Annotated in this window: 15 protein-coding genes, 2 pseudogenes and 1 riboswitch; of the genes and pseudogenes, 13 read left to right on the top strand and 4 right to left on the bottom strand. The window is 62.5% G+C overall.

Annotation, left to right across the window (positions count from 1 at the left end; genetic code table 11):
• Window positions 1-138 precede the first annotated feature (138 nt).
• From ACF8MI_RS07055 to ACF8MI_RS07090, 8 genes and pseudogenes are all read left to right on the top strand, one after another.
• The gene (locus ACF8MI_RS07055; RefSeq protein WP_016715375.1) at window positions 139-786 is read left to right on the top strand and encodes a DedA family protein; all 648 of its coding nucleotides are present in this window, start codon (window positions 139-141) and stop codon (window positions 784-786) included.
• 9 nt (window positions 787-795) lie between these two features.
• Entirely contained in the window at window positions 796-1,611 is an 816-nt protein-coding gene (locus ACF8MI_RS07060) for a zinc-dependent peptidase (RefSeq protein WP_392517439.1), read from the top strand.
• A gap of 93 nt (window positions 1,612-1,704) precedes the next feature.
• Window positions 1,705-2,232, top strand: coding sequence for an inorganic diphosphatase (gene ppa, locus ACF8MI_RS07065; RefSeq protein ID WP_003255365.1), 528 nt, complete (start codon window positions 1,705-1,707; stop codon window positions 2,230-2,232).
• A 186-nt stretch (window positions 2,233-2,418) separates the two neighbouring features.
• The gene (locus ACF8MI_RS07070) at window positions 2,419-3,120 is read left to right on the top strand and encodes an XRE family transcriptional regulator (RefSeq protein ID WP_060499530.1); all 702 of its coding nucleotides are present in this window, start codon (window positions 2,419-2,421) and stop codon (window positions 3,118-3,120) included.
• Window positions 3,121-3,524: 404 nt separating this feature from the next.
• The gene (locus tag ACF8MI_RS07075; RefSeq protein WP_200929049.1) at window positions 3,525-5,246 is read left to right on the top strand and encodes a copper resistance system multicopper oxidase; all 1,722 of its coding nucleotides are present in this window, start codon (window positions 3,525-3,527) and stop codon (window positions 5,244-5,246) included.
• Window positions 5,247-5,272: 26 nt separating this feature from the next.
• The gene (locus ACF8MI_RS07080) at window positions 5,273-6,148 is read left to right on the top strand and encodes a copper resistance protein B (RefSeq protein ID WP_233458212.1); all 876 of its coding nucleotides are present in this window, start codon (window positions 5,273-5,275) and stop codon (window positions 6,146-6,148) included.
• Between the two features lie 9 nt (window positions 6,149-6,157).
• Window positions 6,158-6,499: pseudogene (locus tag ACF8MI_RS07085) on the top strand (cytochrome c); the annotation flags it as partial.
• Window positions 6,500-6,682: pseudogene (locus ACF8MI_RS07090) on the top strand (alpha/beta hydrolase); the annotation flags it as partial.
• Between the two features lie 47 nt (window positions 6,683-6,729).
• Here ACF8MI_RS07090 and ACF8MI_RS07095 read toward each other — a convergent pair.
• Window positions 6,730-7,716 carry a zeta toxin family protein gene (locus ACF8MI_RS07095; protein WP_200929047.1) on the bottom strand — a complete coding sequence of 329 codons (987 nt, stop codon included), beginning with the start codon at window positions 7,714-7,716 and terminating at the stop codon, window positions 6,730-6,732.
• 158 nt (window positions 7,717-7,874) lie between these two features.
• Window positions 7,875-8,016, top strand: a riboswitch (FMN riboswitch).
• 81 nt (window positions 8,017-8,097) lie between these two features.
• On the opposite strand from ACF8MI_RS07095, the gene ribB reads away from it, so the two are divergent.
• The 5 genes from ribB (at window position 8,098) to ACF8MI_RS07120 (ending at window position 13,990) form a co-directional block, all read left to right on the top strand.
• A complete protein-coding gene (gene ribB / locus ACF8MI_RS07100) occupies window positions 8,098-8,748 on the top strand; it encodes a 3,4-dihydroxy-2-butanone-4-phosphate synthase (RefSeq protein ID WP_016715363.1) in 651 nt (216 codons plus the stop codon).
• Between the two features lie 136 nt (window positions 8,749-8,884).
• A complete protein-coding gene (locus ACF8MI_RS07105; RefSeq protein ID WP_060499534.1) occupies window positions 8,885-9,127 on the top strand; it encodes an exodeoxyribonuclease VII small subunit in 243 nt (80 codons plus the stop codon).
• Window positions 9,124-10,011 (top strand): (2E,6E)-farnesyl diphosphate synthase, encoded by an 888-nt coding sequence (gene ispA / locus ACF8MI_RS07110; protein WP_060499535.1) that lies wholly within the window; start codon window positions 9,124-9,126, stop codon window positions 10,009-10,011. Before ACF8MI_RS07105 ends, ispA begins: the two co-directional genes overlap by 4 nt.
• A 107-nt stretch (window positions 10,012-10,118) precedes the next feature.
• Window positions 10,119-12,014, top strand: coding sequence for a 1-deoxy-D-xylulose-5-phosphate synthase (gene dxs, locus ACF8MI_RS07115; protein ID WP_104833534.1), 1,896 nt, complete (start codon window positions 10,119-10,121; stop codon window positions 12,012-12,014).
• A gap of 104 nt (window positions 12,015-12,118) precedes the next feature.
• Window positions 12,119-13,990, top strand: a complete 1,872-nt coding sequence (locus tag ACF8MI_RS07120) for a TonB-dependent receptor domain-containing protein (RefSeq protein WP_200929046.1) — start codon at window positions 12,119-12,121, stop codon at window positions 13,988-13,990.
• Here the strand turns inward: ACF8MI_RS07120 and ACF8MI_RS07125 are convergent.
• The 3 genes from ACF8MI_RS07125 to ribA are packed head-to-tail and all read right to left on the bottom strand — an operon-like array spanning window position 13,968 to window position 15,813.
• The gene (locus ACF8MI_RS07125) at window positions 13,968-14,780 is read right to left on the bottom strand and encodes a cobalamin-binding protein (protein WP_060499538.1); all 813 of its coding nucleotides are present in this window, start codon (window positions 14,778-14,780) and stop codon (window positions 13,968-13,970) included. The two genes, ACF8MI_RS07120 and ACF8MI_RS07125, sit on opposite strands and share 23 nt — an antisense overlap.
• The gene (locus ACF8MI_RS07130) at window positions 14,780-15,199 is read right to left on the bottom strand and encodes an MFS transporter (protein WP_200929045.1); all 420 of its coding nucleotides are present in this window, start codon (window positions 15,197-15,199) and stop codon (window positions 14,780-14,782) included. The genes ACF8MI_RS07125 and ACF8MI_RS07130 overlap by 1 nt, the downstream gene beginning before the upstream one ends.
• On the bottom strand, window positions 15,196-15,813 hold the full coding sequence (ribA, locus tag ACF8MI_RS07135) for a GTP cyclohydrolase II (RefSeq protein WP_012270291.1): 618 nt from the start codon (window positions 15,811-15,813) through the stop codon (window positions 15,196-15,198). Before ribA ends, ACF8MI_RS07130 begins: the two co-directional genes overlap by 4 nt.
• Window positions 15,814-15,848 lie beyond the last annotated feature (35 nt).

Raw genomic sequence — 15,848 nt, forward strand, 5'->3', positions numbered from 1 at the left:
ATACCCCCGCCGTAACCCCCCGCTACAAACTCCCCGGGCATGTTCGCGACTTAGCCGTATAATGCCCCATCTGTCATGTGTGAAAATTTACCCATCCCCAGGTAACCGAGCCTACGCCCCAGAACACAGGTGCTGTACATGGATTTCAACCCGCTGGACCTTATCCTGCATCTCGATGCCTACCTCGATCTGCTGGTCACCAATTACGGTCCCTGGATCTACGCCATCCTGTTCACCGTCATTTTCTGTGAAACAGGGCTGGTGGTAATGCCTTTCCTGCCAGGCGATTCGCTGCTGTTCATCGCTGGCGCCGTGGCCGCTGGTGGTGGCATGGACCCGGTGCTGCTGGCCGGCCTGCTGATGGCTGCCGCCATTCTGGGGGACAGTACCAACTACGTGATAGGGCGAACGGCCGGCGAGCGGTTGTTCAACAACCCCAACTCGAAAATCTTCCGCCGCGATTACCTGCAGCGTACCCACGACTTCTACGAACGCCACGGCGGCAAGACCGTGACCATGGCGCGCTTCCTGCCCATCCTGCGTACCTTTGCACCGTTCGTCGCCGGCATCGCACACATGCATTACCCACGCTTCCTCGGTTTCAGCATCGCCGGTTCGCTGCTGTGGGTGGGAGGCCTGGTTACCCTGGGTTACTTCTTCGGTAACGTGCCGTTCATCAAGCAACACCTGTCGCTGATGGTGGTGGGCATCATCATCCTGTCGCTGGTGCCGATGATCCTCGGCCTGCTGCGCGGCCGCCTGGGCCGGGCCGCCAAGGCTCACTGACCGCCACTCATGTGGTCGTTCAGCGCCTGGCGGCGCAAGCGCACCCTGGCGCGCTACCCCATCTCCCCCCAGCAATGGCAGGCTGTACGCGAGCGCCTGCCGATGCTGGACGGCATCAGTGACGCCGAAGACCACTGGCTGCGCGAAGCCTGCATCCTGTTCCTGCTCGACAAGCACCTCACCTGCCTGCCCGGCGTCGAACTGGACGACGAGCAGCGCCTGCTGCTGGCCGCCCAGGCGCAACTGCCACTGCTGCACCTGGGCGAGCTGAACTGGTATCAGGGCTTCCACGAAATTATCCTGTACCCCGACGACTTCAAAAGCCCCCAGCGCCACCGCGATGCCAGTGGCGTGGAGCACGTCTGGGACGGTGAGCACAGCGGCGAAGCCTGGCAGCAGGGGCCGATCATCCTGGCCTGGAACGGCGTGCTGGCCAGTGGCGGCTGGGAGGCCTACAACCTCGTCATCCATGAGCTGGCGCACAAGCTCGACATGCTCAATGGCGATGCCAACGGCCTGCCCCCGCTGCACAGCGGCATGCCGGTGGATGAGTGGGCAACGGCCATGCAACAGGCCTACGACGACCTCAACCGCCAGCTGGACGCCAACCCCGACGCCGAAACCGCCATCGACCCCTATGCCGCGGGAAACCCGGCAGAATTCTTTGCTGTCACCAGCGAATACTTCTTTAGTGCCCCCGACCTGCTGCAGCAGGCTTATCCATTGGTCTACCGCCAGTTGTCGCTGTTCTACCGGCAAGACCCGCTGGCGCGCCTGCGCCGGCTACAGGCAGAACACCCCGAATACCGCGAAAGCCACGCCTGACGGGGCCGCACATCAGACCAGGCGTGGCATGCCCCGGCAGAATGTGCCTATAATCGCCGCCACTTTTTTGGTCAAACACGGGGGCACTGCCCAATGAGCTACAGCAAGATTCCGGCGGGCAAAGACCTGCCGAACGACATCTACGTCGCCATCGAGATCCCGGCCAACCACGCGCCGATCAAATACGAGATCGACAAGGACAGCGACACCCTGTTCGTCGACCGTTTCATGGCTACCCCAATGTTCTACCCAGCCAACTACGGCTTCATCCCGAACACCCTGGCTGACGACGGTGACCCGTTGGACGTGCTGGTTGTTACCCCTTACCCGGTAGCGCCAGGCTCGGTTATCCGCGCCCGTCCGGTTGGCGTGCTGAACATGACCGACGACGGCGGCGGCGACGCCAAGGTCATCGCTGTTCCTCACGACAAGCTGTCGCAGCTGTACGTTGACGTGAAGGAATACACCGACCTGCCAGCCCTGCTGATCCAGCAGATCGAGCACTTCTTTGCCAACTACAAAGATCTCGAGAAAGGCAAGTGGGTCAAGATCGAAGGCTGGGAAGGCGCCGACGCCGCCCGTGCCGCGATCACCAAATCGGTTGCTGCCTACAAAGGCTGATACCGGTTGCAGGAAGAACCCCGCCATGGCGGGGTTTTTTTATGCCTGAACGGGCGATGCTCAGGTTGCTGGTAATAAATCCTACGCAGTCCTACATCAACTCCCTACAAACCACCCCTTTTCGTACAACCCCTGTCAACACCCGGTTCATATGCTTGCTGCCCCCCCGCCGCTACACTCGCCAGCATGAACACTTCCGGCGACCGCCTCAAAGCCCTGCTCCACGAATGTGGCCTGACCCCTTCCGATTTTGCCGCCCAACGCAGCGTCACACCGCAGCACGTCAACAACTGGTTCAAACGGGGTGTGCCTTTGGCCCGGCTGGACGAACTGGCCGACTTGTTCTGCGTGCATCGCCGTTGGCTACGCACCGGAGAAGGGCCCAAACATCCCAACCCGATCCTGCGCAGCGGCGCGCCCCGGCCGACGCCCGTCAACCCGCCCTCTCCGCTGTCGGTGGAACATGGCCGGGCAGTTAAGGTGCCCTACTACCAGTTGCAACAAGGCCTGCTGTCGCCGGTGGCCAGCAAACACCTGCGCTTGCCGGCAAAAGCGTTGAGGGGGCTGGGTGTGCATGCTGCCAATGCGATCTGCCTGGCGATGCCGGCCAGCAACATGCTGCCGCTGATTCCGCTGAATGCCAGCCTGGCCATCGACCTGGGCATGACCCGAGTGGTAGAGGGCGAAACCTATGCCCTGCTGCACAACGGCATGCTCAGGGTGAACAACCTCAGCCTTGGCCAGCACGGTACGCTGTACCTGCACAGCCATGACCGGCGCAACTACGCAGTCGAACGCTACACCCCCGCACAGTGCCAGGCGCAGGGCCTGGAAATTCTTGGCTGGGTGTTTCACTGGTCGCATTTCCGCCAACAGCGGCCTGGCTGAAACACCCTGTGCCATTTTTTGCTGGGCATCCTGCGCGTGCCCTTGTATGCTACGCGGCACATTCAGCCCCGACCTGCGCAAGCCGCGGTCCAGAGGGCTCTGGCGATATCCCACACGGGCATCTGCCATTTCTTTCAGGCCCTTGATGGCCACTCAGTTAAGGCGATTGCGGCTTACCATAAATTAGTCGGAAGCGTCCCCGAGAAGCCGGCCACAAGCCGGCTTTTTAATGCCTCGCCGAAAGCCATCCCAAGCCCTCTGCAGCCTGCCTCCCCCCTTCGAGAAGCTGACGAAAAAGTAATGTCGAACTCAGTTTTCTGACAGCGGCAACTCGCTAGTTTGGTCGTGGGCTGCGACATCCAGCAGCCAGGATATCCGCACTCCACACGACTGGACGCAACGGCATGCAAAGCAAAACCACAAGACGCACCTTCGTCAAAAGCCTGGCCGCTACCGGACTGCTCGGCGGGTTGGGCATGTGGCGCACGCCGGTGTGGGCCTTGAACAGCCCTGGCCAGCCAACCGTGCTGACGGGCAGCGACTTCGACCTGTACATCGGTGAACTGCCGGTCAATATCACCGGCACAACGCGCACAGCGATGGCCATCAACGGCTCTATACCTGGCCCAACGCTTCGCTGGCGCGAAGGCGATACCGTTACGCTTCGCGTGCGCAACCGTTTGAAGCAGGACACCTCCATCCACTGGCACGGCATCATCCTGCCGGCCAACATGGATGGCGTGCCTGGCCTGAGCTTCGATGGCATCGCCCCGGATGGCCTGTATGAGTACAGGTTCAAAGTCCATCAGAACGGCACCTACTGGTACCACAGCCACTCAGGCTTCCAGGAACAGGTTGGGGTGTACGGCGCGCTGGTCATCGATGCGAAAGAACCCGAGCCGTTCACCTATGACCGGGATTACGTGGTGATGCTCAGCGACTGGACGGATGAAGACCCTGCCCGGGTGCTGTCCAAGCTCAAGAAACAGTCTGACTACTACAACTTCCACAAACGGACGGTGGGTGATTTCGTCAACGACGTGTGCGAAATGGGCTGGTCCGCTGCGGTGGCTGATCGCACGATGTGGGCCGAAATGAACATGAGCCCCACCGATCTCGCGGACGTGAGCGGGTACACCTACACCTACCTCATGAATGGCCAGACACCGGGCGGCAACTGGACGGGGATATTCAAGCCTGGCGAAAAAATTCGCCTGCGCTTCATCAACGGCTCCGCCATGACGTATTTCGACGTGCGTATTCCCGGCCTGAAGATGACCGTGGTTGCGGCGGATGGGCAATATGTGAAGCCGGTATCGGTCGACGAGTTCCGTATCGCGGTTGCTGAAACCTACGATGTGATTGTCGAGCCCGAAGATGAGCAGGCATACACCCTCTTTGCTCAATCCATGGACCGTACCGGCTATGCCAGGGGAACGTTGGCTGTCCGCAAAGGCTTGCAAGCGGCTGTTCCAGCTGTTGATCCACGCCCGTTGATTTCCATGAGCGACATGGGTATGGATCACAGCGGCATGGCGGGGATGGACCATAGCAGCATGGCCGGCATGGACCACAGCCAGATGGCCGGCATGAGTGGGGCCATGCAGCGCCATCCTGACTCAGAGACCAACAACCCCTTGGTCGACATGCAGACGATGAGCCCGACGCCGAAACTGAGCGACCCGGGCATCGGGCTGCGTAACAACGGCCGCCGTGTGCTGACCTATGCGGACCTGCGCAGCACCTTCATTGATCCCGACGGCCGAGAACCTGGCCGCACCCTCGCGTTGCACCTCACAGGCCACATGGAAAAGTTCGCCTGGTCGTTCGACGGGGTCAAGTTTTCCGATGCCGAGCCGCTGCGTCTCAAATACGGGGAGCGCCTTCGTATCACCTTGGTCAACGACACCATGATGACTCACCCCATCCACCTTCATGGTATGTGGAGCGACCTGGAGGATGAGAACGGCAACTTCATGCTGCGCAAGCACACCATCGACATGCCGCCTGGCTCGAAGCGAAGTTACCGCGTGACTGCGGATGCCTTGGGGCGCTGGGCCTATCACTGCCACCTGCTGTTCCACATGGAAATGGGCATGTTCCGAGAAGTCCGCGTGGACGAATGAGCGGGAAGTCCGAGATGAAAAAACCTATGAAGCAAAGCGCAATTTTCCTCTCTGCTGCCACCGCAGGCCTGCTTGCTGTCTACGCCCCGTCGTCGTGGTCCAGCGACAACCATGGCGCGATGAAGGGCATGGATCATAGGAGCATGGATCACTCGAAGATGAACCATGGTGCTGCCACCCCTGCGACGACCAGCCGAACGCCGATTCCCGAATTGACGGATGCAGACCGGCAGGCGGCATTCCCCCCGCTGGGTGGGCATCAGGTGCACGACAGCGCACTCAATAGCCTCTTCTTGCTGGACCAGCTTGAGTATCAGGATGCAGACGAGGGAAGCACCCTGGCCTGGGATGCTACCGGGTGGGTCGGCGGCGATATCAACCGGGTGTGGTTTCGCTCCGAAGGCGAACGCACCAACGGCGTCACCGAAGATGCCGAGTTGCAGTTGCTCTATGGCCGCGCTGTCAGCCCCTGGTGGGATGTGGTTGCCGGGGTGCGCCAGGATTTCAAACCGCAATCCCCGCAGACCTGGGCTGCATTCGGTATCCAGGGCATGGCGCTTTACGGCTTCGAGGCCGAAGCCACCGCGTTCCTGGGTGAGAACGGTCAAACCGCCGCGCGCCTGGAAGGCGACTACGACATTCTGCTGACCAATCGCCTGATTCTTCAGCCCACCGCCGAAGCCAATTTCTATGGCAAGAACGACCCTGAGCGCGGTGTGGGCTCTGGCCTGGCCAATACGGAGGTCGGGCTGCGGCTACGGTATGAAATTGTTCGCCAGTTCGCACCTTACATAGGCATCACCTGGAACCGTTCCTATGGCAGAACGGCCGATTTCATCCGCGACGAGGGCGGCGCTGTGGATGAAGCGCGTTTCATTGCCGGCATCCGCATGTGGTTTTGAGAGCCCGAGATGAAAAAAACAATTACAACGCTTGCAGCAGCAGGCGCCGTCGCCGGTGCCGGCGTATTGGGCGCAGCTTACTTTGGCCTGGTGAACGTCGGGGCTGATGATCCCCATTTCCCGGCCGTGCATGCCTTTCTGGCCATGGCCAGGGATCGGTCCATCGAGGTACGGGCCAGGGATATCGAGGTACCGAACCTCAAGAATGAAAACCTGATTCGCATCGGCGCCGGTAACTACAACGCCATGTGCATTGGTTGCCATCTGGCCCCTGGCGTCGAAAAGACCGAGCTGAGCCAAGCGCTGTACCCGTCGCCCCAAGATCCGAGCAAGCTCGGCGCCAGCGGTGACCGGGGCAGCGAAGAACCCTCGAAACCCAGGGCGCAGCTTAAAGGCGATGTCGAGAAGCCCGCGCGCGAGCTGGCGGCGGATCTGGCCAAGGTAAAAAGCCTTCAGGTGCGCTTCGAACGGTTCGATGGGCTGGATCATGGGCAAATGCTGGGGGCTTCCTTGAACGCGGTGATCGAGCAGTAGGCCAGATAACAGGGAATCCCGCTCCGGCCTGCTGCTCCGTCGCATCGTCAAGGATAGATGTACTTGAGCACGTACTGGCTCAGCTCACGGAAGGCATCCCTGGGAATCCGGGCTACAAGATCTGGTGTCCGGCCAAGCGTCTTGCAGCATGCCGCGACCATCTGCTGGCGCACCGGCTCATCGAGCATGCTGGCATGCACAACCTGGAAGAACTGAAGGTAAACGCCAGAACCACTGCCCTCAGGGCTGCGCCGGATTTCAACAGGTATGTCGTGGTAAGGCGCCCGGAAGAACGGCTGACCATCGTAGTCCGCCTGTGGGGTCAGCACACCCTGGGCATCACACCGGCTGTGACACAGCACTTTGCTCTGCTGATCCGTCTCGAAGCCTCGTTCATAAAGCGTCACTTGCGACCCGGGTGCCTGTAGGCAGGCACTTTCAAAAGCGTTCAGGATCTTCCGGGCATTCGCCTGGGAAGCCTGGATCTGCGACAACGCCACGAACCGCTCGATTTCACCCTTGACGACACTTTTAACGCCACGGTCGAGGGTTGCCCAGTGGCTGAACTCCTCTTTGCAGGCAATCATGTGAATCTCGAAGCGGTAACCTGCCTCTACGGCAGCAGGCGGGAAACCGGCGAACGCTTCATCGTCCAGTGCCGACTCCATGATGATGTTGTAGCGGTTGGCGAAGGCATACTCGAAAACCTTGCCGCTCAGCGCTCTGACGAAGGCTTCGGTGTGTTGGTAAACATGCAACACACCGTGCTCGCTCATCTGTGCGTAGTGCGGGTGCAGTTTGCGGAACTCAGGCAAATAAAGCCGCACATGGTTCTCGTAGCGCTTGCTGGGTAGCAACTGCTTCTCCAGCAAGTAAGTCTTGCCCGACCCTTGCGCCCCCGCAACGATTAGCATGTTCGGGGTGGGGTCACTGTCAGGCCCATCAGCCTCACGTGCCTTGTCGAAGAGCGTGTTGTCGAGCACGGCAAAGGCATCTGTCACGTCGTTGGCAGTGAACGGGTAAAGCGTGGCCATATCTGCAATCCTCAAGTATCTGCCCCAAGCGGGCTGCCCGGCACTTTAGAAGTTGCGATGACGTACTGTGTGGTAGATGGCTATGGCATCTCTGGCCAGCCCGCCGAAGGTCGTAGACGCGTGGGTTGCCAGTGAGGTGGCCATGTGCGTTATGCTTGGCCGGTCTTCAGGGCGGGGTGAAAGTCCCCACCGGCGGTAAATCGAAAGATGAGCCCGCGAGCGCCCCGGCTATGCCGGGGGTCAGCAGATCTGGTGCGACTCCAGAGCCGACGGTCATAGTCCGGATGAAAGAAGGCGTCAGGCAGGGGCCTATCCGGGCGCCCCTGCGCGCGCATTTTGTTCGCCCCGAGACGTTCATCGATCATTCACGAGGAGCGTTTCATGTCCACCCTTCACCACCCGCAATTCCCCAATGTTTCTGCCGCCATCGCCGCCTTCCAGGCCGGGCGCCCTGTATTGCTGCTTGATGATGACGACCGCGAAGACGAAGCGGACATCATTGCGGCTGCCGAAAACATCACGCTGCAGACCATGGCCATGATGATCCGCGACTGCAGCGGCATCGTCTGCCTGTGCCTGGACGAAGCCACCGTTGACGAACTGCAACTGGCGCCGATGGTGCAGAACAACCAGGCCCGCCACGGCACCGGTTTCACCGTCACCATCGAAGCGGCAGAAGGCATCACCACCGGGGTTTCTGCCCAGGACCGCATCACCACCATTGGCGCAGCATTGCGTTCCAGCGCCGAACAACGCCATATCGTCAGCCCAGGGCATGTGTTCCCGCTGCGCGCCCGCAATGGCGGGGTGTTGACCCGCCGTGGGCACACTGAAGGCTCGGTGGACCTGGCACGCCTGGCCGGCCTGCGCCCTGCGGCGGTGCTGTGCGAGCTGATGAACCCCGATGGCAGCATGGCCCGTGGCGAGCAGGTAGCGGTGTATGCGCGGCAGTACAACTTGCCGGTGCTGACCATCGAGGAGCTGGCGCGGTATCGGGAGGCGATGCTGGAGCGGGAAGCCGAGCCTGCCTGATAGATCACCTTGGGGCCATTCGCGGGTTTACCCGCGAAAGGGCCTGTGAAACCCGCCTCATTACCCCTGAAGTTTGCTCCCCCCGCCCCGCTCTGCTAGTGTCGCGCCGTTCTGACATGCCACCGAGACAGTCGCCATGGCCCGCAAAAAAGCCTCCCTCGATTTCGAGCAATCCCTCGCAGACCTGCAAGCACTGGTCGAGCGCCTGGAGAACGGCGAGTTGTCGCTGGAAGAGTCGCTGGCCGCCTTCGAGCAAGGCATCGCCCTGACCCGTGATTGCCAAAGTGCCCTGGCCCAGGCCGAACAGAAGGTCCAAATTCTGCTGGAGCGCGATGGCGAGCTGGCTGCCCAGCCCTTCGACGCGGAGCCAGAAGCATGATCGGCACCTACCAGGCCAGTTGCCAGGCGCGTGTCGACGCAGCCCTCGAACCCCTGTTCGTCGCCCCGACCAAAGAGCTGGAACGCCTTTATGCCGCCATGCGCTACAGCGTGATGAACGGCGGCAAGCGTGTGCGCCCATTGCTGGCCTATGCAGCCTGCGAAGCCCTGGGTGCCCCGGCCGAACAAGCCAACGGCGCAGCCTGCGCGGTCGAACTGATTCACGCTTATTCGCTGGTGCATGACGACCTGCCGGCCATGGACGACGACGACCTGCGTCGCGGCCAGCCGACCACTCACAAAGCCTTCGATGAAGCCTGCGCCATTCTGGCTGGCGACGGCTTGCAGAGCCTAGCGTTCAGCGCCCTGCTCGACCCGCGCCTGAGCCCGCAGAGCGACAGCATTCGACTGGCCATGGTCCAGGCCTTGGCCAAAGCTGCCGGCCCGGCTGGTATGGTCGGTGGCCAAGCCATCGACCTCGGCTCGGTTGGCCTGAAGCTGGACCAGCAGGCGCTGGAGTTCATGCACCGGCACAAGACTGGCGCGCTGATTGAAGCCAGCGTACGTCTCGGAGCCCTGGCCAGCGCCCATGCGGAACAGGCGCAGCTGGATGCCCTGCAAACTTACGCACAGGCTATCGGCCTGGCATTCCAGGTGCAGGACGACATCCTCGACGTTGAAAGCGACACCGCCACCCTGGGCAAACGCCAGGGCGCTGACATAGCCCGTGACAAACCGACCTACCCGGCACTGCTAGGGCTGGAAGCGGCCAAGACCTATGCGATCGAACTGCGCGACCAGGCGCTGGTCGCACTGGATGGGTTCGGCGAAAAGGCCGAGCCGCTGCGGGCGTTGGCGCGCTACATTGTCGAACGCCGTAACTGATTGATTGGGGCTGCAGAGCGGCCCCAACTGCCACCCGCATGAATGGGCAGCTTTTCCTACAATGGGGTAAACTGCCGCGTCTTCACACACCTATAACGACTCGCCTGATGCCCACGACGTTTCAAGAGATCCCCCGCGAACGCCCGGTCACGCCGTTGCTCGACCGCGCTGACACGCCTGCCGGCCTGCGCCGGCTGGCCGAAGCCGACCTGGAGACCCTGGCCGACGAACTGCGCCAGGAACTGCTCTACACCGTGGGTCAGACCGGTGGGCATTTTGGTGCCGGCCTGGGCGTGATCGAGCTGACCATCGCCCTGCACTACGTATTCGACACCCCGGACGACCGACTGGTGTGGGACGTCGGCCACCAGGCCTACCCGCACAAGATCCTCACCGGGCGCCGTAACCGCATGCTCAGCCTGCGCCAGAAGGACGGTATCGCCGCCTTCCCGCGCCGCAGCGAAAGCGAGTACGACACCTTTGGCGTTGGCCACTCCAGCACCTCGATCAGCGCCGCACTGGGCATGGCCATTGCCGCCCGCCTGCAAAACAGCGCGCGCAAGTCGATTGCGGTGATCGGGGATGGTGCGCTGACCGCCGGTATGGCCTTCGAGGCGTTGAACCACGCCCAGGAGGTCAACGCCGACATGCTGGTGATCCTCAACGACAACGACATGTCGATTTCGCGCAATGTCGGTGGCCTGTCCAACTACCTGGCCAAGATTCTCTCCAGCCGCACCTACTCGAGCATGCGCGAAGGCAGCAAGAAAGTGCTGTCGCGCCTGCCCGGCGCCTGGGAAATTGCCCGTCGCACCGAGGAGTACGCCAAGGGCATGCTCGCCCCCGGGACCCTGTTCGAAGAGCTGGGCTGGAACTACATCGGCCCGATCGACGGCCACGACCTGCCGACCATGATCGCCACCCTGCGCAACATGCGAGACCTGAAAGGCCCGCAGTTCCTGCATGTGGTGACCAAGAAGGGCAAGGGCTTCGCCCCGGCCGAGATTGACCCGATCGGCTACCACGCCATCACCAAGCTAGAGCCGGCCGACAAGCCTGCCGCGCCGAAAAAAGCCAGCGGGCCGAAATATTCTGCCGTGTTCGGCCAGTGGCTGTGCGACATGGCTGCCGCCGACAACCGCCTGGTGGGCATTACCCCGGCGATGAAGGAAGGCTCGGATCTTGTAGCCTTCAGCGAGCGCTACCCAGAACGTTACTTCGACGTAGCGATTGCCGAGCAGCACGCCGTCACCCTGGCAGCCGGTATGGCCTGCGAGGGCAGCAAGCCGGTGGTGGCGATCTACTCCACCTTCCTGCAGCGCGCCTACGACCAGCTGATCCACGACGTGGCGGTGCAGAACCTCGACGTACTGTTCGCCATCGACCGCGCCGGCCTGGTTGGCGAAGACGGCCCGACTCACGCGGGCAGCTACGACTTGTCGTACCTGCGCTGCATCCCAGGCATGCTGGTGATGACCCCGAGCGACGAGAACGAGCTGCGCAAGATGCTTAGCACCGGCCACCTGTACAACGGTCCGGCGGCTGTTCGCTACCCGCGTGGCACCGGCCCGAATGCGCCGATCAGCGGCGACCTCGAACCGCTGGAAATCGGCAAGGGCGTGGTTCGTCGCCAAGGTGAGAACGTCGCCCTTCTGGTGTTTGGTGTTCAACTGGCCGAGGCCATGCAAGTGGCCGAGCAGATCAACGCGACTGTGGTCGACATGCGTTTCGTCAAGCCGCTGGACGAAGCCTTGGTGCTGGAGCTGGCTGGCAGCCACTCGCTGCTGGTGACCATTGAAGAGAACGCCATCATGGGTGGCGCGGGTGCTGCGGTGGGTGAGTTCCTTGCCAACGAAGCCGTGGTCAAACCGTTGCTGCACCTGGGGCTGCCGGACATCTATGTCGAGCATGCCAAGCCTGCGCAAATGCTGGCTGAGTGTGGGCTGGATGCAGCGGGGATCGAAGCTTCGGTGAAGGCCCGCATGGCCAAGCTCGGCCTCTAGGGCCTATTCGCGGGCACGCCCGCTCCCACAGGTAATCCACTGCTCTTAAGGCCGGAGATATACCTGTGGGAGCGGGCGTGCCCGCGAATGCTATGGTGCAGAAAATGAGAAACCCAACCTTTGCCACCCTGCTTTGCCTCCCTCTCCCGCTGCTGGCTGCCGAACGCGACGACGCCCTCAAGCTCCCCGACGTACTCATAAGCGCCAGCCGCCAGGTCGAGTCACGCACCGCCACCAGCGCCGCGAACACCGTCTTCACCCGCACCGACATCGACCGCCTGCAACCCACCAGCGTCACCGACCTACTCGCCCGCGTGCCCGGCGTACAAGTGGCCCCCACCGGTGGCCGTGGCAGCCTGCCTGGCATCTTCATACGCGGTACCAAGGCCGCACAGAGCCTGGTGCTGGTCGATGGCGTACGCATCGCCAACGCGACCTCTGGCGACAGCGGCCTGCAATTTCTGGACGTGGACCAGATCGAACGTGTCGAAGTGCTGCGCGGCTCGCGCTCGGCGGTGTACGGCAGCGATGCCATTGGTGGAGTGATCCAGATCTTTACCCGCCGTAGCAATGGCAACGGCCTGCAACCGCGCCTGCGCCTGGCAACGGGCAGCAACCAGACGTTCCAGCGAAGCCTTGGCCTCTCAGGAGGTAATGGCGAAACCCGGTTCAACCTCGGCGCCAGCCTGGATGAAACCGCCGGCATCGACTCGACCGGGCCATCATTCGCCAGCGACGGCGACCACGACGCCTACCGCAACAAGTCGCTCAACCTGAGCCTGAGCCACACCTTCGGCGAACGCTTCGAGGCCGGCCTGAACCTGCTCGACAGCCGTGGCCGCAGCGAGTACGACAACCCGTTCGGCGGCTTCGACCCGGTCACCTTCGAAAGCTTCGGGCAAAAGCCCTACACCGATTTCAGCGTTAGCAGCCTGGGCAGCTATTTCGATGCCCAGGTCACCGATACCTGGCATTCGCGGCTGGAACTGGCCCACAGTGAGAACCGCGACGACAAGCGCGACAAGCTCAGCGCCGAACGCTTCGTGTTCAACACCTACCGTGACCAGGTTTCCTGGCAGAACGACCTGGCCCTGGGCGAGCAACACAGCCTGCTGCTGGGTGGCGACTGGTACGAAGACCGCGTGCACGCCAGCACCGATTTCACCGAGGACAGCCGCTGGAACCGCGCCGTATTCGTCCAGCATCGTTACAAAGGCGAGCAATTCTCCACCGAAGTCGGCGTGCGCCTTGACCGTAACCAGCAGTTCGGCGGACAGACCACCTGGAGCGGCAGCCTGACCGTACCGTTGAATGCGCAGAACGACGTGCTGCTGTCCTACAGCGAAGGCTTTCGGGCGCCAACCTTCAATGACCTGTATTACCCCCAGTTCAGCAACCCGGGCCTGGACCCCGAGCACTCCAGAAGCTACGAGTTGCAATGGCGCAGCCAGCTGACCACGGACAGCCGCCTGGAAACCTCGCTGTACCGCGCAGACCTGCGCGATGCGATCGTGTTCGGCCAGGACTCGATACCCCGCAATGTCGCCTCGGCACGCATCAACGGTTTCGAGATGGCCCTGGCGCAACAATGGGGCCCGTGGCGCAGCCAGCTGGGCCTGGCACTGATCGACCCGCGTGACCGCGACAGCGGCCACACCCTCGCCCGCCGTGCCCGCCGCACACTGAGCCTGGACCTGGACCGTGAACTGGGGCGTTTCAGCGTGGGGGCAAGCTGGCAAGCAGTCAGCAGTAGCTATGACGATGAAGCCAACCGCAACCGCATCGGCGGCTATGGCCTGCTCGGTTTGCGCGGTAGCTGGGCAGCCACGGATGAAGTGAAACTGGAAGCAAAGCTGGATAACCTGCTGGACCGCGCCTACAACCGTGCCCTTTACAGCTATGAAGGCGCCTACCACCCGTACCGAGAAGAAGGCCGTACGCTGCTGTTCAGCCTTACCTGGACGCCGGCGCTTTAGCCGCGAGCAACGCGCACAGGCGGGCGGTGGCTTCGATCATCTGCCCGCTGGGGCGCTCCAGGCCTTTGTCAGGTACCACCAGCAAGCGGCCATCGGCAACCGCACGCAGTTGCGGCCAGGCCTTCCAGCTCGCAAGCTGCGCCTGATCGCCAGCCAGGATGACCTGCGGGTTGCGCAGCAGCACAGACTCCACATTCACCTGTGGCGCCGGCTGACTGAGGTCGGCGAACACATTGCGCGCCCCGCACACGGCCAAGGCATCGCTGACCACCTGCCGGCCACCCAAGGTGTACAAGGGGCGGTCCCAGACCTGATAGAACACCTGCAATGGCTCATCGCGCCGATACTGCTGACGCAGCTGCCCCAACCGCTCCCGCAGGGCCTGGGCGTACTGATGGCCTTGCTCGGCACGCCCGACGCGCCCGGCAATGGCCTCGATCTGCTCAATTAGTTGCTTGATGTCATGGGGTTCGGCACTGAAAGTCGCAATGCCCAGGCGCTTGAGCTGGTCGCGCTGGGCGGGCGGCACGCTGCCAGGCCACAGCAGTAACAGGTCAGGGCGCAGGCTGAGCAGGCGCTCCATGTCCAGTTGCCCTTGGCGCCCCACCGAGGGCAGGTCGCGCAGCGCCGCCGGCCGTTCACCACCGTCAAGCACACCCACCAGCAGGTCGTCGGCCTGCAGTTCGAGCATGATTTCAGTCATCGACGGCGCCAGACTGACGACCCGCATGGGTTCAGCGGCCAGTGCGGTGCAGGCTACCAGCACCAGAAGGCCAGCCAGCAGGCGCATTAACCGAGCTGACGCGGAATGCGATAGAGGTACAGCACCACCACGGTGGACAGCGCCAGCAGGATCTGCGGCACCGCTTCCAGTCCGACCAGCACCGACAGCGCAGCGACCCAGGCCGGGAAGCAGGCATACAGCATGGCCAAGCGCCGAACCCGCGCCAGTTCGATCCAGGCGGCGGGCTCTTCGCCCGTGCCAAGCACCTTGGAGGTGGCGATCAGGGCCCGCTTGTAAGCCCCGAAACGCGGCAGGCTGAGGAACATGGTCGCCGCGCCGGCAATGAACAGTGGCATGGCCAGCACCGGGATCAGTGCGTCACCGCCACCAAAGGCCCAGGTCATCACCGGCAGCGGCACCAGGCCCACCGCCAGGTACTGCCACCAGGCCAGCGCCAGGCGCCGCTTGACCTCGGTGCGGGTCACGCCTGGGGCGCCTCGCCTTGGTGTTCGTTGCCCAGCATGTGGCCCAATTTGCCGGCCTTGGTCGCCAGGTAGTAGCGGTTGTGCGGATTGTGGCCGGTGTGCAGCGGCACACGTTCGGCAACCACGATGTTCATGTCGGTCAGGGCTTTGACCTTGCGCGGGTTGTTGGTCATCAGCCGCAGCGACTTCACGCCCAGGTGCTCCAGCATCGGCAGGCACATGGCATAGTCGCGCTGGTCGGCGGCAAAGCCCAGGCGCTCATTGGCTTCGACGGTGTCGGCGCCGCCATCCTGCAGCTCGTAGGCGCGGATCTTGTTCAGCAGGCCAATGCCACGGCCTTCCTGGCGCAGGTACAGCAGCACGCCACGGCCTTCACGGGCGATGGCCTGCAGCGCGGCTTCCAGCTGAGAGCCGCAGTCGCAGCGCTGGCTGAACAGGGCATCGCCGGTCAGGCACTCGGAGTGCAGACGCCCCAGCACCGGCTGACCGTCCGCGATGTCACCCAGGCTGAGCACAACGTGCTCACGGCCAGTGGCTTCGTCGAGAAAGCCATGCATGGTGAAAGTCGCGAAAGGCGTCGGGAGTTTAGAGGCGGCAACAAAGACGACGGGCACGTTGTGCTCCTGGAATAAGTAGGAAATTTCTCGTG

This window comes from Pseudomonas sp. yb_9, assembly GCF_043103635.1.
GTDB classification, from domain to species: domain Bacteria; phylum Pseudomonadota; class Gammaproteobacteria; order Pseudomonadales; family Pseudomonadaceae; genus Aquipseudomonas; species Aquipseudomonas monteilii.

Excerpts from the sequence above, each read along its gene's own strand:
- ACF8MI_RS07125 (WP_060499538.1), bottom strand. The coding sequence starts at position 14,780 with ATGCGCCTGCTGGCTGGCCTTCTGGTGCTGGTAGCCTGCACCGCACTG.
- ppa (WP_003255365.1), top strand. The coding sequence starts at position 1,705 with ATGAGCTACAGCAAGATTCCGGCGGGCAAAGACCTGCCGAACGACATC.
- ACF8MI_RS07095 (WP_200929047.1), bottom strand. The coding sequence starts at position 7,716 with ATGGCCACGCTTTACCCGTTCACTGCCAACGACGTGACAGATGCCTTT.
- ACF8MI_RS07055 (WP_016715375.1), top strand. The coding sequence starts at position 139 with ATGGATTTCAACCCGCTGGACCTTATCCTGCATCTCGATGCCTACCTC.
- ribB (WP_016715363.1), top strand. The coding sequence starts at position 8,098 with ATGTCCACCCTTCACCACCCGCAATTCCCCAATGTTTCTGCCGCCATC.
- ispA (WP_060499535.1), top strand. The coding sequence starts at position 9,124 with ATGATCGGCACCTACCAGGCCAGTTGCCAGGCGCGTGTCGACGCAGCC.
- ACF8MI_RS07075 (WP_200929049.1), top strand. The coding sequence starts at position 3,525 with ATGCAAAGCAAAACCACAAGACGCACCTTCGTCAAAAGCCTGGCCGCT.
- ACF8MI_RS07105 (WP_060499534.1), top strand. The coding sequence starts at position 8,885 with ATGGCCCGCAAAAAAGCCTCCCTCGATTTCGAGCAATCCCTCGCAGAC.
- ACF8MI_RS07080 (WP_233458212.1), top strand. The coding sequence starts at position 5,273 with ATGAAGCAAAGCGCAATTTTCCTCTCTGCTGCCACCGCAGGCCTGCTT.
- dxs (WP_104833534.1), top strand. The coding sequence starts at position 10,119 with ATGCCCACGACGTTTCAAGAGATCCCCCGCGAACGCCCGGTCACGCCG.
- ACF8MI_RS07060 (WP_392517439.1), top strand. The coding sequence starts at position 796 with ATGTGGTCGTTCAGCGCCTGGCGGCGCAAGCGCACCCTGGCGCGCTAC.
- ACF8MI_RS07120 (WP_200929046.1), top strand. The coding sequence starts at position 12,119 with ATGAGAAACCCAACCTTTGCCACCCTGCTTTGCCTCCCTCTCCCGCTG.
- ACF8MI_RS07070 (WP_060499530.1), top strand. The coding sequence starts at position 2,419 with ATGAACACTTCCGGCGACCGCCTCAAAGCCCTGCTCCACGAATGTGGC.